Origin of the sequence: Burkholderia paludis (genome assembly GCF_000732615.1) — a bacterium.
In the GTDB taxonomy this organism is placed as follows: Bacteria; Pseudomonadota; Gammaproteobacteria; order Burkholderiales; family Burkholderiaceae; genus Burkholderia; species Burkholderia paludis.
This window is the reverse complement of record NZ_JPGL01000020.1, coordinates 72,993-87,675: the sequence shown is the minus strand read 5'-3', so window position 1 is coordinate 87,675 and position 14,683 is coordinate 72,993. Positions and strand designations below refer to the sequence as shown.

The 14,683-nt window shown below is 65.0% G+C and carries 13 protein-coding genes, 1 tRNA gene and 2 pseudogenes; 8 read left to right on the top strand and 8 right to left on the bottom strand.

What is annotated here, in order from left to right; translation table 11 throughout:
* Positions 1-47 precede the first annotated feature (47 nt).
* Together ispD and ispF are read left to right on the top strand one after the other, a co-directional pair.
* Entirely contained in the window at positions 48-758 is a 711-nt protein-coding gene (ispD, locus tag GQ56_RS0114305) for a 2-C-methyl-D-erythritol 4-phosphate cytidylyltransferase (RefSeq protein WP_031399308.1), read from the top strand.
* Between the two features lie 28 nt (positions 759-786).
* On the top strand, positions 787-1,272 hold the full coding sequence (gene ispF, locus GQ56_RS0114300; RefSeq protein ID WP_031399307.1) for a 2-C-methyl-D-erythritol 2,4-cyclodiphosphate synthase: 486 nt from the start codon (positions 787-789) through the stop codon (positions 1,270-1,272).
* A 134-nt stretch (positions 1,273-1,406) separates the two neighbouring features.
* Here ispF and GQ56_RS0114295 read toward each other — a convergent pair whose 3' ends face one another.
* From GQ56_RS0114295 to ompR, 4 genes are all read right to left on the bottom strand, one after another.
* A complete protein-coding gene (locus GQ56_RS0114295; protein WP_031399306.1) occupies positions 1,407-1,934 on the bottom strand; it encodes a carboxymuconolactone decarboxylase family protein in 528 nt (175 codons plus the stop codon).
* A gap of 76 nt (positions 1,935-2,010) precedes the next feature.
* The gene (locus tag GQ56_RS0114290; RefSeq protein WP_031399305.1) at positions 2,011-2,559 is read right to left on the bottom strand and encodes a peroxiredoxin; all 549 of its coding nucleotides are present in this window, start codon (positions 2,557-2,559) and stop codon (positions 2,011-2,013) included.
* A 189-nt stretch (positions 2,560-2,748) separates the two neighbouring features.
* On the bottom strand, positions 2,749-4,110 hold the full coding sequence (locus GQ56_RS0114285) for an ATP-binding protein (protein ID WP_031399304.1): 1,362 nt from the start codon (positions 4,108-4,110) through the stop codon (positions 2,749-2,751).
* 38 nt (positions 4,111-4,148) lie between these two features.
* Positions 4,149-4,883 (bottom strand): osmolarity response regulator transcription factor OmpR, encoded by a 735-nt coding sequence (gene ompR, locus GQ56_RS0114280; protein ID WP_006478565.1) that lies wholly within the window; start codon positions 4,881-4,883, stop codon positions 4,149-4,151.
* A 257-nt stretch (positions 4,884-5,140) separates the two neighbouring features.
* On the opposite strand from ompR, the gene GQ56_RS0114275 reads away from it, so the two are divergent.
* The 3 genes from GQ56_RS0114275 (at position 5,141) to GQ56_RS0114265 (ending at position 8,334) form a co-directional block, all read left to right on the top strand.
* Positions 5,141-5,419 (top strand): hypothetical protein, encoded by a 279-nt coding sequence (locus GQ56_RS0114275; RefSeq protein ID WP_031399303.1) that lies wholly within the window; start codon positions 5,141-5,143, stop codon positions 5,417-5,419.
* Positions 5,420-5,537: 118 nt separating this feature from the next.
* On the top strand, positions 5,538-7,040 hold the full coding sequence (locus tag GQ56_RS0114270; protein WP_031399302.1) for a DUF1800 domain-containing protein: 1,503 nt from the start codon (positions 5,538-5,540) through the stop codon (positions 7,038-7,040).
* A gap of 73 nt (positions 7,041-7,113) precedes the next feature.
* A complete protein-coding gene (locus GQ56_RS0114265) occupies positions 7,114-8,334 on the top strand; it encodes a DUF1501 domain-containing protein (RefSeq protein ID WP_031399301.1) in 1,221 nt (406 codons plus the stop codon).
* A 10-nt stretch (positions 8,335-8,344) separates the two neighbouring features.
* Here GQ56_RS0114265 and hpnD read toward each other — a convergent pair whose 3' ends face one another.
* On the bottom strand, positions 8,345-9,178 hold the full coding sequence (gene hpnD, locus GQ56_RS0114260; protein WP_031399300.1) for a presqualene diphosphate synthase HpnD: 834 nt from the start codon (positions 9,176-9,178) through the stop codon (positions 8,345-8,347).
* A 234-nt stretch (positions 9,179-9,412) separates the two neighbouring features.
* Between hpnD and GQ56_RS0114255 the strand changes: the two genes are divergently transcribed.
* Together GQ56_RS0114255 and GQ56_RS46530 are read left to right on the top strand one after the other, a co-directional pair.
* Positions 9,413-9,499 (top strand) — tRNA-Leu (locus tag GQ56_RS0114255).
* Positions 9,500-9,671: 172 nt separating this feature from the next.
* Positions 9,672-9,755 (top strand): annotated as a pseudogene (locus GQ56_RS46530) (tyrosine-type recombinase/integrase); the annotation flags it as partial.
* A 31-nt stretch (positions 9,756-9,786) separates the two neighbouring features.
* Here the strand turns inward: GQ56_RS46530 and GQ56_RS0114250 are convergent.
* Positions 9,787-10,972, bottom strand: a pseudogene (locus GQ56_RS0114250) (IS3 family transposase).
* Between the two features lie 58 nt (positions 10,973-11,030).
* Here GQ56_RS0114250 and GQ56_RS44280 point away from each other — a divergent pair.
* The gene (locus tag GQ56_RS44280) at positions 11,031-11,279 is read left to right on the top strand and encodes a hypothetical protein (RefSeq protein WP_152601756.1); all 249 of its coding nucleotides are present in this window, start codon (positions 11,031-11,033) and stop codon (positions 11,277-11,279) included.
* A 501-nt stretch (positions 11,280-11,780) separates the two neighbouring features.
* Here the strand turns inward: GQ56_RS44280 and GQ56_RS0114240 are convergent.
* Together GQ56_RS0114240 and GQ56_RS46525 are read right to left on the bottom strand one after the other, a co-directional pair.
* Complete coding sequence (locus tag GQ56_RS0114240; RefSeq protein WP_031399298.1) at positions 11,781-12,011, bottom strand: hypothetical protein; 231 nt, start codon at positions 12,009-12,011, stop codon at positions 11,781-11,783.
* A gap of 969 nt (positions 12,012-12,980) precedes the next feature.
* Positions 12,981-14,681 (bottom strand): TylF/MycF/NovP-related O-methyltransferase, encoded by a 1,701-nt coding sequence (locus tag GQ56_RS46525; RefSeq protein WP_235212700.1) that lies wholly within the window; start codon positions 14,679-14,681, stop codon positions 12,981-12,983.
* Positions 14,682-14,683: the final 2 nt, after the last annotated feature.

Sequence of the window (14,683 nt, the reverse complement as noted above, 5' to 3'; positions counted from 1 at the left end):
TATTATAAAATCCGCTTCTCGATTTCATCTTTCCGGCGTTTCCCTTCGTGACTTCCCGACTCTTCGCCCTGATTCCCTGTGCCGGTACGGGCAGCCGCTCCGGCTCGGCCGTGCCGAAGCAATACCGCACGCTGGCCGGCCGCGCGCTGCTGCATTACACGCTTGCCGCGTTCGACGCGTGCAGCGAATTTGCCCAGACGCTCGTCGTGCTCGCGCCCGACGATACCCATTTCGACGCGCGCCGCTTCGCGGGGCTGCGCTTCGCGGTGCGCCGCTGCGGCGGCGGTTCGCGGCAGGCGTCGGTGCTGAACGGATTGCTCGAACTGGGCGAATTCGGCGCGACCGATCGCGACTGGGTGCTTGTGCACGACGCCGCGCGCCCCGGCATCACGCCGGAACTGATCCGCACGCTGGTCGCGACGCTGAAGGACGACCCGGTCGGCGGCATCGTCGCACTGCCGGTGGCCGATACGCTCAAGCGCGTGCCGGCCGGCGGCGACGCGATCGCGCGCACCGAGTCGCGCGATGCGCTGTGGCAGGCGCAGACGCCGCAGATGTTCCGCATCGGCATGCTGCGCGAGGCGATCCTGCGCGCGCAGCGCGAAGGGCACGACCTGACCGACGAGGCGAGCGCGATCGAATGGGCCGGCCATACGCCGCGCGTCGTGCAGGGCAGCCTTCGCAACTTCAAGGTGACGTATCCGGAAGATTTCGCGCTCGCGGAGGCGATCCTCGGGCGCGCCGCGGACGCTTCCTGACTTTTCCCCCATTTCAATCGGAACACGCATGGATTTCAGAATCGGACAAGGCTACGACGTGCATCAGCTCGTCGAGGGGCGCCCCCTCATCATCGGCGGCGTGACGATTCCTTACGAGCGCGGTCTGCTCGGCCACTCGGACGCGGACGTGCTGCTGCACGCGATCACCGACGCGCTGTTCGGCGCGGCGGCGCTCGGCGACATCGGCCGTCATTTCTCCGATACGGACGCGGCCTTCAAGGGCGCGGACAGCCGCGTGCTGCTGCGCGAATGCGCCGTGCGCATCAAGGCGGCCGGCTTTACGATCCGTAACGTCGACAGCACCGTGATCGCCCAGGCGCCGAAACTCGCGCCGCATATCGACGGGATGCGCGCGAACATCGCGGCCGATCTCGGGTTGCCGCTCGATCGCGTGAACGTGAAGGCGAAGACCAACGAGAAGCTCGGCTATCTCGGCCGCGGCGAGGGGATCGAGGCGCAGGCCGCGGCGTTGCTGGTGAAGCAGGACGGCTGACGCCCGGTCGCGGCGGCGCGCGGTTCCCGCCGCGCGCCGCGCCGTGGAAACGACAATGCCACGCGGATGCGTGGCATTGTCGTTTGAGGCGGAGGCCGCCGCCGGCATGGCGGCCGGCCGGGCGGCATTGCCGCTTATTCGCCTTCGGCGGCGATCACCTGGGCGGCGGCGTTGATCACCGACGCGATGCGGCCGACGTCGCGCAACTGCGTGACGGTCATCCCTTGTTCGTTCTTCAGCAGCGCATAGTGTGACTTCACGCAGAAATGGCACTTGCCCACGATCGACGCGGCGAGCGCGTACATCTCGAACTTGCGCTTGTCGACGCCGCCGTGCGTCGCATACGCGCCCATCCGCAGCTCGGCGCGTTGCGTCTTCAGGTCGGCGTCGTCGGCCATCTCGACATACGGATACCAGGTGTTGTTCATCCCCATCAGCGCGGCCGCCGTCAGCACGGCGTTCGTCTCTTCGGGCGACAGCACGCCGGCTTCGCGGATCGTCTTGATGAGCACCGGGCTTTTCGCCGCGATTGCCGCCGCCAGCGCGACGCCGACCGCGTCGGTGCCTTCGAGCGACGAGCGCGAGATGGTGCCGTCGAGGTTCAGGCGAATGTCCTTCGCATAGTCGGGAATACGTGCCTTAATCGAATCGATGAATTCCATTGATATCTCCTATGGGTTGGCCGTTAAAAAAGCCCGCAGGCAGGACGTGCGCCGCGGGCTTCGTGCATCGATGCGCTTACAGCGTTGCGCCGCCGACTGCACGGTTGCACGGGCACAGTTCGTCCGTTTGCAGGCCGTCCAGAATACGCAGGACTTCTTCCGGGCTGCGGCCGACGTTCAGGTTGTTCACCGAAACGTGCTGGATCGTGTTGTCCGGATCGACGATGAACGTTGCACGCAGGGCCACGCCTGCTTCCTTGTCGCGCACGCCGAGCTGGTCGATCAGCTCGCCCTTCACGTCGCCGAACGAGTAGTGGTTCAGCTTGTTGAGGTCCTTGTGCTCACGGCGCCATGCGAGCTTGACGAATTCGTTGTCCGAGCTGCCGCCGAGCAGCACGGCGTCGCGCTCTTCGAACTGCTTCGTGAGCTTCGCGAACTCGACGATTTCCGTCGGGCACACGAACGTGAAATCCTTCGGATAGAAGTAGATGATCTTCCACTTGCCCGGGAACGACGCTTCGGTGACGGTCTCGAACGCCGACTGGCCGTTTTCCTCGTGATTGTTGAAGCCCGGCTTCGCGGCTACGACGGTGAAAGCTTCGAGTTTATCGCCCACGGTTTTCATGCGGATACTCCTGTATGAGTTGGGAAGAAGACTGAGTCAAGCTACCTCGGTGCTGCAACGCTGATGTGACAGCATGCGGCAAACTATAACGCTATTAGTAAAGTGCTTCAATAGATTTTAACTAACGAACCCCATAGCTTTTTTCAACCGGTTCGATAGTGTGAAGTGCGGGAAGCCTGCGTGAGCGCGTCACGCGGTCGCACGCGCCTTGCCGGCGCCGGGGAATTCGAGCGTGACTTCGAGGCCCGCTTCGGGGTGGCGGTTGCGCAGTCGTAGCGCGCCGCGGTAGCGGCCGACGAGCCGCAGCACGATCGCCATCCCGAGGCCGGTGCCGTCCGCCTTGGTGCGCGCGGTATCGACGCGGTAGAACGGTCGCATCACGAGCGGCAGCTGATCCTCGGGGATGCCGGGGCCTTCGTCGCTCACCGACAGCTCGACGCGTGCATGCGACACGCGCGTCTCGAGCGTGATGCGCGCGATGCCGTCCTGCTTGCTCTGGCCGTATTTGCGCGCGTTCTCGACGAGGTTGCCGATCACGCGGCGCATGTCGGTTTCGTCGGCCTCGATGACCGCGCTCGGCGCGAGCCGCGTGCGGATCTCGACGCCGTCCTCGCCTGCCAGGCGGGCGGCGACTTCCTGCGCGATCGACGACAGGTCGACGGGCTCGGGCCTGCGCTGCGACGGGCGCGCGTAGTCGATGAAGGCCGCGATGATGCGGTCCATCTGCTCGATGTCGTCGACCATCGCATCCTTGGTCGCCTGGTCGGACGGGCTCATCTCGGTTTCGAGGCGCAGCCGCGCGAGCGGCGTGCGCAGGTCGTGCGAGATGCCCGCGAGCATCAGCGCGCGGTCGGCCTCGAGCTGTTCGAGGTCGCGCACCATCTGGTTGAAGCTGCGGTTGGTCTCGGCCGCGACGCCCATCCCGCGCTCGGGCAGCGGCTCGGGCGCCTGGCCCGAACCGACCAGGCGCGCGGCGAGCGCGAGCCGCGCGAACGGCCGGTTCACGAGGCTCGTGATGAATGCGGAGCCGAACAGCGACAGCGCGAGCGCGAACAACCCCCAGCCGGCCCACTGCAGGCCCGTGACGCTGTCGAGCTGGTCGCGGTCGAGCGCGACCCAGTAATCGTCGTCGTCGATCTTGAAGCTGATCCACACGCCGGGAATGTCGTTGACCGACTGCGCGATCACGGTATCGTCGCCGAGGCGGCTGCGGATGTCGTGCTCGATCAGGCGGTTCAGCGATTCGTCGGGCTGCAGCTTGAACTTGTCGGTCTTCTCGCGCGGGTAGACGCGCACGCCTTCGTTGCTCTCGAGATCCTGCAGCAGCGCGCGCCGCAGATCGGGATCGGAATAGAGCAGGGCGGTGCGCGTGAGCTTCACGATCGCGACGAGTTGCAGCGCGACGCGCTGCGCGCGCGGCTCGCGCTCGATCACGCGAAAGCTCTGGAACCACGCGGCGAGACTGACCGAGATCAGCAGCGCGATCAGCAGGAAGGTGCGCCAGAACAGCCCGCCGAACGCGAGCTGCAGGAGGCGCCGGTCGATACGCATGGGACGGGCCGTGGGGGCGAAACCGGAAAGGAAAAAGATCAGGCGGCGCCGTCCGGGATGAACACGTAGCCGAGGCCCCAGACCGTCTGGATGAAGCGCGGGCTGCCCGGATCCGGCTCGATCAGCTTGCGCAGGCGCGAAATCTGCACGTCGAGGCTGCGGTCGAACACTTCGTATTCACGGCCGCGCGCGAGCTCCATCAGCTTCTCGCGCGACAGCGGCTGGCGCGGATGGCGCGCGAATACCTTCAGCACCGAGAATTCGCCGGTCGTCAGCGGAATTTCCTGGCCCGACTTCGTCAGCGTGCGCGTCGCGAGGTTCAGCGAGAACTCGCCGAACTCGAACACCTCGGTGGTTTCCGACGGCGCGCCCGGCAGTTCGGCCGGCGCCTGGCGGCGCAGCACCGCATGAATGCGCGCGACGAGTTCGCGCGGATTGAACGGCTTCGGCAGGTAGTCGTCGGCGCCCATCTCGAGGCCGACGATGCGATCGACGTCCTCGCCCTTCGCGGTCAGCATGATGATCGGCGTGCGGTCGTTGCTGCCCCGCAGGCGGCGGCAGATCGACAGGCCGTCTTCGCCCGGAAGCATCAGGTCGAGCACGAGCAGGTCGAAACGCTCGCGTACCCAGAGCTTGTTCATCGCGGTCGCGTTTTCCGCGACATAGACATTGAAACCTTGCTCGCCGAGATAGCGGCGCAGCAGATCGCGCAGGCGCGGGTCGTCGTCGACGACGAGAATCTTGGAGGGGTTTTTCGTTTCCATGATCGGCATCTTATCGCGAATGGGAATTGACGCACGGGCGCGTATTTTCACGCGTTACAGTCGGTTACAAAATTTACCCGTAGTGTCGCGCCGAGTAAAGGCAGGCTATAGAGATTCCTTTACTCGAAGACGATATTCGGTAGATACTCCCCAGCACTCCATCATTTATCTTTGACACCCGAATTCCGCAGGGTTTTTCAAGTACCAGAGGTAACCGGTTGCCGCGTGACGAAGGGAACAAATCGACCAAAGAAGCGAGGACGGTCATGCGATCTGCCCGGATTGCACTGATGCTGACGATCGCGCTTGCCGGTCCGTATGCGTCGAACTTCGCGTATGCGCAGCGCCCCGAGCAGGGCGCACAGTCGCGCAAGCTGCCGCGCGGCAAGGCGCCGCAGCCCGATCGTACCGCCGAGATGACGGTCCGTTCCGCCGTGCCTCCCGACCTCGAACAGCGCCGCCGCGACGGGCACATGACGCCCGAGGAGCGCCACCTTCTGCGCCAGCATATCGAAGACGCCGTTCGCGAGTTGTACAAGCGCTGACGCGCCGTCCCTTCCGCCGCGCGGAAAAAATTCGTAGCACTTTTTCCGTCAACTTTCGCCCGCCGTTTGCCGTTGTACCGGCATCCGCACCGCCGGTGCGTTCCGGGAGTCCATGACGATGAAAGCGAACGCTGCCGCCCCGGCGCCGTCGCCCGCAATGCAGTCGCCGCTCGACGCCGACGAAGCGCTGTTTTTCCTGAGCCGAACCGGTTTTTCTCCGAGGCCCGCCGAGGTTGCGCGCATCGTCGGCATGACGCGCGCGCAGGCCGTGGCCGACACGCTCGGCAGTGTTCGGCTCGAACCCGTCACGACGTGGCCCGACTGGCTCGACGAGCTGCCGCCGACGCGCGCGCAGCGCCAGGCGCTGACGCCCGACATGCGGCGCGACGAGGACCACGAGCGCAATGCCCGCTACGATGCGTTGCGCGCGGCGTGGGTCAACGAGATGGTCGTGACGCCGTCGCCGTTGACCGAGCGCATGACGCTGTTCTGGCACGGACACTTCACGTCGGGCCAGGACAAGGTGCCTTATCCGCAGACGATGGCCGCGCAGAACGCGCTGTTTCGCCGCGAGGCGCTCGGTAACTTCGGCGTGCTGCTGTACGCGGTCGCGAAGGATCCGGCGATGCTGCAGTATCTCGACGGCGCAAGCAATCGCAAGGGGCGCCCCAACGAGAATTTCGCGCGCGAGGTGATGGAGCTGTTCACGCTCGGCGAAGGGCACTACACGCAGACCGACGTGACCGAAGCCGCGCGCGCGATGACGGGCTGGACGGTCGACCCCGACACGCTGCGTTTCGAGGTGCGGCCGGAATGGCACGATGCGGGCGACAAGACGATCCTCGGCGAAACGGGGCCGTTCGACGGCGACGGCTTTCTCGACGTCCTGCTGAAGCGGCCCGGCACCGCACGCTTCATCGCCGGCAAGCTGTGGCGCGAGTTCGTGTCGGACACGCCGGAACCGGCTGCGCTCGACGCGGTGGCCGAGCGGTTTCGCTCGAGCGGCTACGACATCCGCGCGGCGCTCGCCGCGCTGTGGTCGACCGATGCATTCTGGGATCCGCGCAACCGCGGCGTGCTCGTCAAGTCGCCGGCGGAATTCGTCGTCGGCTCGGTGCGGCTGTTCGACGTCGCGTACGGCGATCCGCAGATGCTCGCGAACACCGTGCGCACGCTCGGGCAGAACCTGTTCTACCCGCCGAACGTGAAGGGCTGGCCGGGCGGCGCGCTGTGGGTCAACAGCACCACGCTGCTCGCGCGCAAGCAGTTCGTCGAGCAACTGTTCCGCGCGACGGAGACGGCCGGCATGCACCCGCAGGCGCATGCGATGACGCTGCCGCAGAATGCCCGCGCGCACGTGATGCCGGTGGTCGATACGGCGTCCGCCGCCGGCGCGCGCGCGGCGCCTGCCAAGCCCGTGCGCGCCGGCCTGCGCTTCGACCTCGAACGCTGGCTGGCGCAATATCGGGCGCGCCCGCAGGCGATCGCGGGCTTGTCGACCGAGCTGCAACTGCAGCACGCGGTGCTGCAACTGTCGCCGGTCGCGGCGATCGACACGGATTCGACCGGCAGCGCGTATCTCGAGGCGCTGCTGATGGATCCGGCCTATCAACTGAAATGATGCGAACCACACCGAACCGGTGCGACGGCGCGGCAACGCTGCCGCCGCTGCGCGGCGAACCAAGGGATGCACGATGAACCGACGTGATTTTCTGACGCTGACGGGCGCGGCCGCCGCCGCCGGCGTGTCGATGTGGCAGTCGCCCGCGCTGGCGGCGTCCGCCGCGCAGGCGGGGCGCAAGCCGGCGGCCGGGTATGCGAACGTGCTGATTCTCGTCGAGCTGAAGGGCGGCAACGACGGGCTCAACACGGTGGTGCCGTATGCGGATCCGCCGTACTACCAGTTCCGGCGCAGCATCGGCATCAAGCGCGAGCAGGTGCTGCAGCTCGACGCACACACGGGGCTGCATCCGTCGCTCGCGCCGCTGATGCCGCTGTGGCGCGACGGGCAGGTCGCAGTCGTGCAGGGCGTCGGTTATCCGCAGCCGAATCTGTCGCATTTCCGCTCGATCGAGATCTGGGATACCGCGTCGCGGTCGGATCAGTACCTGCACGAAGGCTGGCTGACGCGCACGTTCGCGCAGGCGCCCGTGCCGCCCGGTTTCGCGGCGGACGGCGTCGTGCTCGGCAGCGCCGAGATGGGGCCGCTGTCGAACGGCGCACGCGCGATCGCACTCGTCAATCCGGCCCAGTTCATCCACGCGGCCCGGCTTGCCGAACCGTCGTCGCTGCGCGAGCAGAATCCGGCGCTCGCGCACATCATCGATGTCGAGAACGACATCGTGAAGGCGGCCGACCGGCTGCGCCCGCACGGCGGGATGCGTGAATTCAGGACGGCCTTTCCGGCCGGCGCGTTCGGGACCTCCGTCAAGACCGCGATGCAGGTGCTGGCCGCCTGCGAGGCGTCCGGGCCCGGCGCGCAGGATGGCGTCGCGGTGCTGCGCCTGACGCTCAACGGCTTCGACACGCACCAGAATCAGCCGGGGCAGCAGGCGGCGCTGCTCAAGCAGTTCGCGGAAGGCATGAGCGCAATGCGCGGCGCGCTGATCGAACTCGGCCGCTGGAATCAGACGCTCGTGATGACGTATGCGGAATTCGGGCGCCGCGTGCGCGAAAACCAGAGCAACGGCACCGATCACGGCACGGCCGCGCCGCATTTCGTGATGGGCGGCCGCGTGGCCGGCGGGCTGTACGGCGCGCCCCCGGCGCTCGGCCGGCTCGACGGCAACGGGAACTTGCCGGTCGCGGTCGATTTCCGCCAGCTTTATGCGACCGTGCTCGGGCCGTGGTGGGGGCTCGACGCGGCGCGGGTGCTGCAGCAGCGCTTCGACACGCTGCCGTTGTTGAAGGCGTGATGCGCGACGGTTAGCGGCGGCGCGCGGCGCGCCATGCGATCCACAGCTTGCGGATCGGCGTCAGTGCGATGCGCTGGTGCAGCACCTGGTAGCCGTCGCGCTCGATTTCGTCGAGCAGCGCGCCCGCCAGCGCGATCTGCGCGCGCAGCGTGCGTTGCGTGCGGCGTTCGGCGGCGGGAATCGCCGCAGCGGCTGCCGCGAGCGCTTCGCGCGCGCGGGCCGTCTGGAACTGCAGCAATTCGGTGAAGGCGGGGCTGTAGCGGCGGTTCAGCAGATCGGCCGCGGTCACGTTGTAGCGCTGCAGTTCGTCGATCGGCAGGTAGATGCGGCCGTGGCGCGCGTCGTTGCCGAGTTCCTGCACGAACTGCGCGAGCATCAGCGCGCGGCCGGCGTCCGCGGCCCACGGTTGCGGGTCGGCCGGGTTTGCCGAACTCGCACGTGCGACCAGCGATGCGAACATGCCGCCGACTTGCGCGATGTATCGCTGCAGGTTCGCGAAATCGAGGTAGCGGGCCTGTTCGAGATCCATCCCGTAACCGTTGACGAGCGTGCGCAACGCGTCGGCCTCGGCGGCGATCGCCGGATGATGTTGCGCGAGCGCCTTCGTGACGGGGTGGGACGGCTGCCCGCCAGCCAGCGCGGCGAGTTCCTTGTGCCACCACGCGAGCTTCGTGTGTCCGACGGTCGGATCGCTGGTTTCCTTGACGGTTTCCTCGAGTTCGCGGCGCAGCGCGAACAGCGCCGTCAGGCGCGGCTGCGTGGCGAGCGGCGCCTGACGCAGCGCGTAGTAGACGCTGGAGCCCGCGGGGGCGGCCTTTTGCTGGCAGTATTCGTCGAAATTCACGGGCGGAATCGTGTGGGGCGGGTTCGGGGGACGCGCGGCGGCGCGAGACCGAAGCGTCGAGCGCGGCATTCTAGCATCGCTGCGCGACGGGTGCCGGCGGGGCGAGACAAGGCCGCACGGATCGGGTAGAATCTCGCGCTCGCCTGATCGGGCGTGCCGGTTTTCAGGCCGGCGCGATGTCCCGGGCGCGCGGCGCATCATTTGCGTGCCGCGCGGTCGGGCGGCAGAAAATGCGCGTGAGTGGCGAAATTGGTAGACGCACCAGGTTTAGGTCCTGACGCCCGCAAGGGTGTGCCGGTTCGAGTCCGGCCTCACGCACCAAAGTATCTCCCAACGATTCCCAACGTTGGCCAAAAAGCCCTGCCAGTCAATGACTTGCGGGGCTTTTCCTTTCCAAGGTCGCCCAGCACTTCCCATTGACACCCACGAAATCAGGGGGCATCGCAGGGGGCAGTTTTTCTGATCCGGGGCATCGAAATGCCCCCATGACCAAATGCCCCTTACCGATGTCGCCGTCCGTGCGGCCAAGCCTCGCGAAAAATCCTACAAGCTGGCCGACGGCCAGGGCATGTACCTGGTGACCCTGTCTCGTTTCCACGTACAGCAAGTCATGCGGCGATCAACGCGGCCTCGTAGTCGACGGGGTATGGAGGTCGATTGAGGTGTGCAGGCGTTGCCGATTGTCATAGCCTTCGATCCAGTCGACGATGTCCAGACGAGCCTGGGCGCGTGTTTCGTAGTGGAGCTGATAGATTCTTTCGACTTTCAGCGTCTTAAAGAAGCTCTCCATCGGGGCGTTATCCCACGCATTCGCGCGTCGGCTCATCGAGATGTCCATCTTGAAGTCGGCGGCAAGCTTCCGGTAGGTTCGGCTTACATATCGGCTTCCGCGGTCGGAATGTAACAGCAGCCCCGGTGCCGGCTTGCGTTGCCAGCACGCGCTGCGCAGTGCCTGGCAGACCAGGTCGGTATTGATTCGTGCGGACATCGACCAGCCCACGATGCGTCGGCTCGCCAGATCCAGGATCGCCGCCAGATATAACCAGCCTTCGCCGGTCCGGATAAACGTGATGTCGCTGACCCACGCCCGATTGGGCAGCCAGCTGTCGAAACGACGATCAAGCAGATTGGGGGCCACCGGCTGGCGATGCGTCGAATCCGTTGTAACTCGATACGCACGCTTGTAGACCGGGCGCAGCCCCTGGCGTTGCAAGCTGCGACGTACGCGTTCGGCACTCGCGGGCTGGCCTTGGGCACGCAACTGCCGCACGATACGAGGACGGCCGTAGCTGCCGCGGCTTGACCGGTGGATGGCGGCGACCGCCGCGTCCAGCGCTGCATTGGCCTGAGTGCGTGCGCTTGGGCCACGCCGACGCCATTGGCAATAACCGCTGCGCGACACATCAACTATTCGGCACAAGCGACTGACGCTGTACCGGTCGCGGTAAGTATCGATCCAGGCGTACTTCACCGCGACCCCTTCGCAAAGTACGCCGTTGCTTTTGAGAGAATTTCAATATCGAGTTTCGCGCTGGCCAATTCCTTGCGTAGCCGACCGTTCTCCGTTTCCAGTTCGCTAATCGGGCGGGTCGTTCGTGCCGCGACCGACTCATGACCACCAGCCTGACCAACGCCGTCGGCCCGGCGACTACGCCGCATCCAGTTCCCTAATGTCGCTACCGGTACCCCAAGCCGTCGCGCGGCCTCATGCTGACCGACTGATTCGGCAAGCCTGACGGCCTCGACTTTGAACTCGTCCGTGTATTGCCGTTTCGGTACGAACTTCTCTGACATGCAACCCTCCGTACATACAGGAAATTAACAAAATTCCTGCTGTACGCGAAATCGAGGCATGGTCACCCTGGGCCTGTTGCGCGAGGGATACAGGCGAGCGGATCGGGAGATAACGATTTCCGATCCAAGCGTCCATCCCAGTGAAATCATCCAGGGGGCACATCTGGGGGGCATTCAAAGAATTCGAACTCGGAAATTTTGTTTTGAAATAATGGCTTATGATATTGGTATGATGTCGGCCTCGCACCAGAAGTCGAACGCGCTCCGCGCAGGGGCCGTTCACGAAAAAGCGTTGCCGGTCGGCTGACCGCAGCGCTTTTCAGTTGCTGCCGGCGGCATCACGGCAGGGGGCGCCGTACGACGCGTGCTCCGGAAATCAGGTCGCGGTCATTACGTGGCCGCTGTTCATGAAAGAAACACAACCGCACCGAGGGCGCAGATGCTTCACACAGTACGTACGTCAGTTTTCGTTCCGGCTCTGCTGCTGGCCGTGCCGGCGTGGGCCGCGACGCCCGCCGACAATGTCGCATGGAGCGTCCGGCCCGTGCAGACGGCGGTTACGTCGCCCGCGTGCTCCGCTTACTCGGGGCGGGTGATATCGAACGGCGAGCCGTTGTCGACGGGAACCGTGCTGAAGGCGCTCGGTACGTCGCTGGCCGCCACTTTGCTGGGCGCAGCGACAGGCGGATATCAGGGCGCTGTTTCCAACCCGTGTGCGCGCCCCGGTCTGTAACCGGTTCGCACGTCTCAACGCATCATCCGAAACAGGTTCGATACCCGGCGCCAGGCGTCGCCGTTTCAGGCGCGCCTATTCCCAGATGCTCCGGATCGCGACCGCCACGATCACCGGGACCGAGAACACCAGCGGGATCGCGAAATACTGCGCTTCGCGATCGACGACCCAGCTATAGATCACCCACGCCGCGCCGAGCGCGAACGTGATGAGGCCGACCGTCACGGCGGCGATGTTCAGCACAAGCTTCGACGGCTGGCGGCGCGGCTTGACGTTGTCGTTGTTATCGCGCGGGGACGATTTCATCGGAAGAGTGGGGCTGGGCCGAAACGGAATGCTGCGGGAAAGATTGGTCAGATAAGGTTGACACGATTGCGCGCTTTCGGAAACCCCCTAAAAACGGCCTCCAGGGAGGCGTGCAGGGCGTTCTTCATTCGCTTTCCGTTCGAGACACCACCAGTGTAGATGCCCATTGATGGGCTGACCTGCCGGATCGCTGCGCGTCTCGCACCGTTTGCGTTGCGGGATTTCGCCCGGGTGACGGCGTATCTGCACTGCCGCGAGCACGACGTGCGACAGCGGATCATTACGGAGAAAGGCCTCCCGCTTCCTGGGCGTATCCGGTCGGGCCACAGTTCGTGCGAGAGCGCTCAAAGCCTCCGGTGCGCGAACGAGGTAGTCGCGTGGGCAGCGTCCGGCGCGGGCAAGGCTGACCGCTTTACCAACTGATGCTGCTCGCTCCGTGCGCCGTGCAAGCGGTTGTCGGCCTGGAGAGCGACAGCGGGCCGGACTCCGCGCCCAAATTCGAGGGCACGAAAGGTCATTCCCGTGTTGGCCAGTCGCGCCGGTCGAACGGTTCGTCGTCTTCAAGTGCCGGCAGCCCAGGCACACGCGCGACGACATGCGGGGTGAAGCCATCCGTTCCCGCTTTAGACATCACCCTAAGCGGCTTCTTTCCGGTCGATTTCGTTTCGCTCTTCGAGAGCGGGGGCCCTCGGCCGCGGCGAATGGTGCTCGTTGTCTCGATCCCTGCAACCAGAGCGGGGCCTGCCGGCGCAATTTCGAGCGTCGATACTTGATCGATCCGGGCAGCGAACTGATTGTCGTAGAACTGGTTTGTGGCGTACTTAACGGCAGCCTGATCCGCTTGCTGCCGTTGGGCACCTGGATGATCCAGCGGCTCCGCACCAGTCCATCGGCGCCAGCCAGTCTGGCGTGCGGCGGCTACGCACGTTCGGCGTGCCGAACCGCCATGCGCATGAAGCAGGATGAACCCTACGCTTTCACGATCAGCCCCTGCCCGGTTGGCAGGCTGGCGATAGGCACGTTGTTGGCCCTGGCCCAGGCGTCCATGCCATCCTTCTGGGACTGATAGCCGTAGTAGGCATAGTCGTCGAGCAGAACCATCCCGCCGGTCGGAATGCGGTTCCACAATGATTCGATTGCGGCCACCTCAGGCGGGCTGCAGTTCAAATCAATGTGCAGGAAGGCGACAGCCTCCGATTTGATTTCGGAGAGCGTTTCCGGAATGCTGCCGACGACGATTTTCGTGTTGTGCCACTCCGAAAAATTGCTCCTGACCTGTTCGATGTTTTCCGTGTAGAAGCCGCTATCGAGGTCCCTCTGGTTCCGTGCGAGAACTCCTGCATCCTTTTCCAGCCCGCTCACATAACGCGCGTCGATACCTTTGAAGGTATCCAGGAGGTAGAACGTCCGCCCGGTCGAGTCCCAGTTCAGCAGTTTCATGATCGCCGAACTGAGGAAGCCCCGGTTGACGCCGCATTCCACAAAATCGCCCGCTACGCGTATCGCCGCTCGTGCGGCCCACAGCCCCATGTGTACGCGCCAGTACCATTGGTAATCCGCTCCCGCCGCCTGAACCCCCCGGCCATAGGCTTCGACAAAATCCGGGTGCTCCATGAAGTCGTGGTTGTGCATGGAGCGAAGCCCGTCGAATTCATAGGGCTTGTCGAGCGAGGGCCGTAAAGCGCGTGCCAGCCCTTTATAGGCCCGGTTTTCCTTATGTCCGAAGCGGAGGTAATGCTCCACCGGGTCAATTCCGGCTTCGCGAACGTCGGGGTTCAGTCCCAGATACTCCTCGGCATCGAAATCCGGGGGCAATGCGACCGGATGCTCCGACTTGTCCTCATTCCCGGCTGGCGTGTCCTCGGAGAGCGGGCGTGGCGCGCCGGAGCCCTGGTCCGGCCGAGTCCCGTTGCGGCAGGCGAAGGCCAGCGCGGCCGGATACTCGACGGTGTGGATCGTCACGTTGTCGAACCCGGCCTGCATGATTTGCCGCCACGCGTCCGCGCCATACTCGGTGTGGACCAGATGGTCGTCCGCATTCGTGCCGGGCGCGCCATGAAAGCTCCCCGGCAGCCCGTTCCGGCTGCGTGTCATTCGGCCCACGACGACCGGTACCGTGAAGCAAAGGTAGCCATTCGGCTTCAGGACCCGCCTGCATTCGGCGAGTGCATGGACAGGGTTGGCGACATGTTCAAGCGTGTCCGAGTGGACGACGAGGTCGAACGATTGGTCCGGGTATGGAAGCGCGTGCATGTCCACCTCGGGGTACGCGCCGAAGGTGTATGACGGCAGGCGCCGAAGAAGAGGACTCAATGTTCCGGCTTCGTTGATCTCCAGTACATGGAGATCCCGGTACGCGTCGTCCTCCACTGCATTGTGCAAAACGGTGGGGATTCCGAAGCTGGAGCGAATGGCATTTGCCAACGCAATGGATCGCAGATTGGCGCCACACGCAGTGCAACGCTCAGCCTGCTGACGGTTGATATAGGCGACTTCTTCAGGGGAGAGCTGCCACTCGTTTATAAGTGAGGGCCAAAGGCAGTCGCCTGACGAGAACTCCGTTCCGCCACACACGCCGCAGGTCAGCTCGCGGGCAGTTTCCGCTTTGGTCGCTTCACTTGTCCGGGAGGTTTCGGCAAGTGCCGGAAGGTCGTTGTGTTGATCTTCCATTG

What these genes read in the sequence shown, in the direction of transcription:
- ispF (WP_031399307.1), top strand. Translation starts at nt 787, where the DNA reads ATGGATTTCAGAATCGGACAAGGCTACGACGTGCATCAGCTCGTCGAG.
- GQ56_RS0114295 (WP_031399306.1), bottom strand. Translation starts at nt 1,934, where the DNA reads ATGGAATTCATCGATTCGATTAAGGCACGTATTCCCGACTATGCGAAG.
- GQ56_RS0114290 (WP_031399305.1), bottom strand. Translation starts at nt 2,559, where the DNA reads ATGAAAACCGTGGGCGATAAACTCGAAGCTTTCACCGTCGTAGCCGCG.
- GQ56_RS0114285 (WP_031399304.1), bottom strand. Translation starts at nt 4,110, where the DNA reads ATGCGTATCGACCGGCGCCTCCTGCAGCTCGCGTTCGGCGGGCTGTTC.
- ompR (WP_006478565.1), bottom strand. Translation starts at nt 4,883, where the DNA reads ATGCCGATCATGGAAACGAAAAACCCCTCCAAGATTCTCGTCGTCGAC.
- GQ56_RS0114275 (WP_031399303.1), top strand. Translation starts at nt 5,141, where the DNA reads ATGCGATCTGCCCGGATTGCACTGATGCTGACGATCGCGCTTGCCGGT.
- GQ56_RS0114270 (WP_031399302.1), top strand. Translation starts at nt 5,538, where the DNA reads ATGAAAGCGAACGCTGCCGCCCCGGCGCCGTCGCCCGCAATGCAGTCG.
- GQ56_RS0114265 (WP_031399301.1), top strand. Translation starts at nt 7,114, where the DNA reads ATGAACCGACGTGATTTTCTGACGCTGACGGGCGCGGCCGCCGCCGCC.
- GQ56_RS44280 (WP_152601756.1), top strand. Translation starts at nt 11,031, where the DNA reads ATGGTCACCCTGGGCCTGTTGCGCGAGGGATACAGGCGAGCGGATCGG.
- GQ56_RS0114240 (WP_031399298.1), bottom strand. Translation starts at nt 12,011, where the DNA reads ATGAAATCGTCCCCGCGCGATAACAACGACAACGTCAAGCCGCGCCGC.
- GQ56_RS46525 (WP_235212700.1), bottom strand. Translation starts at nt 14,681, where the DNA reads ATGGAAGATCAACACAACGACCTTCCGGCACTTGCCGAAACCTCCCGG.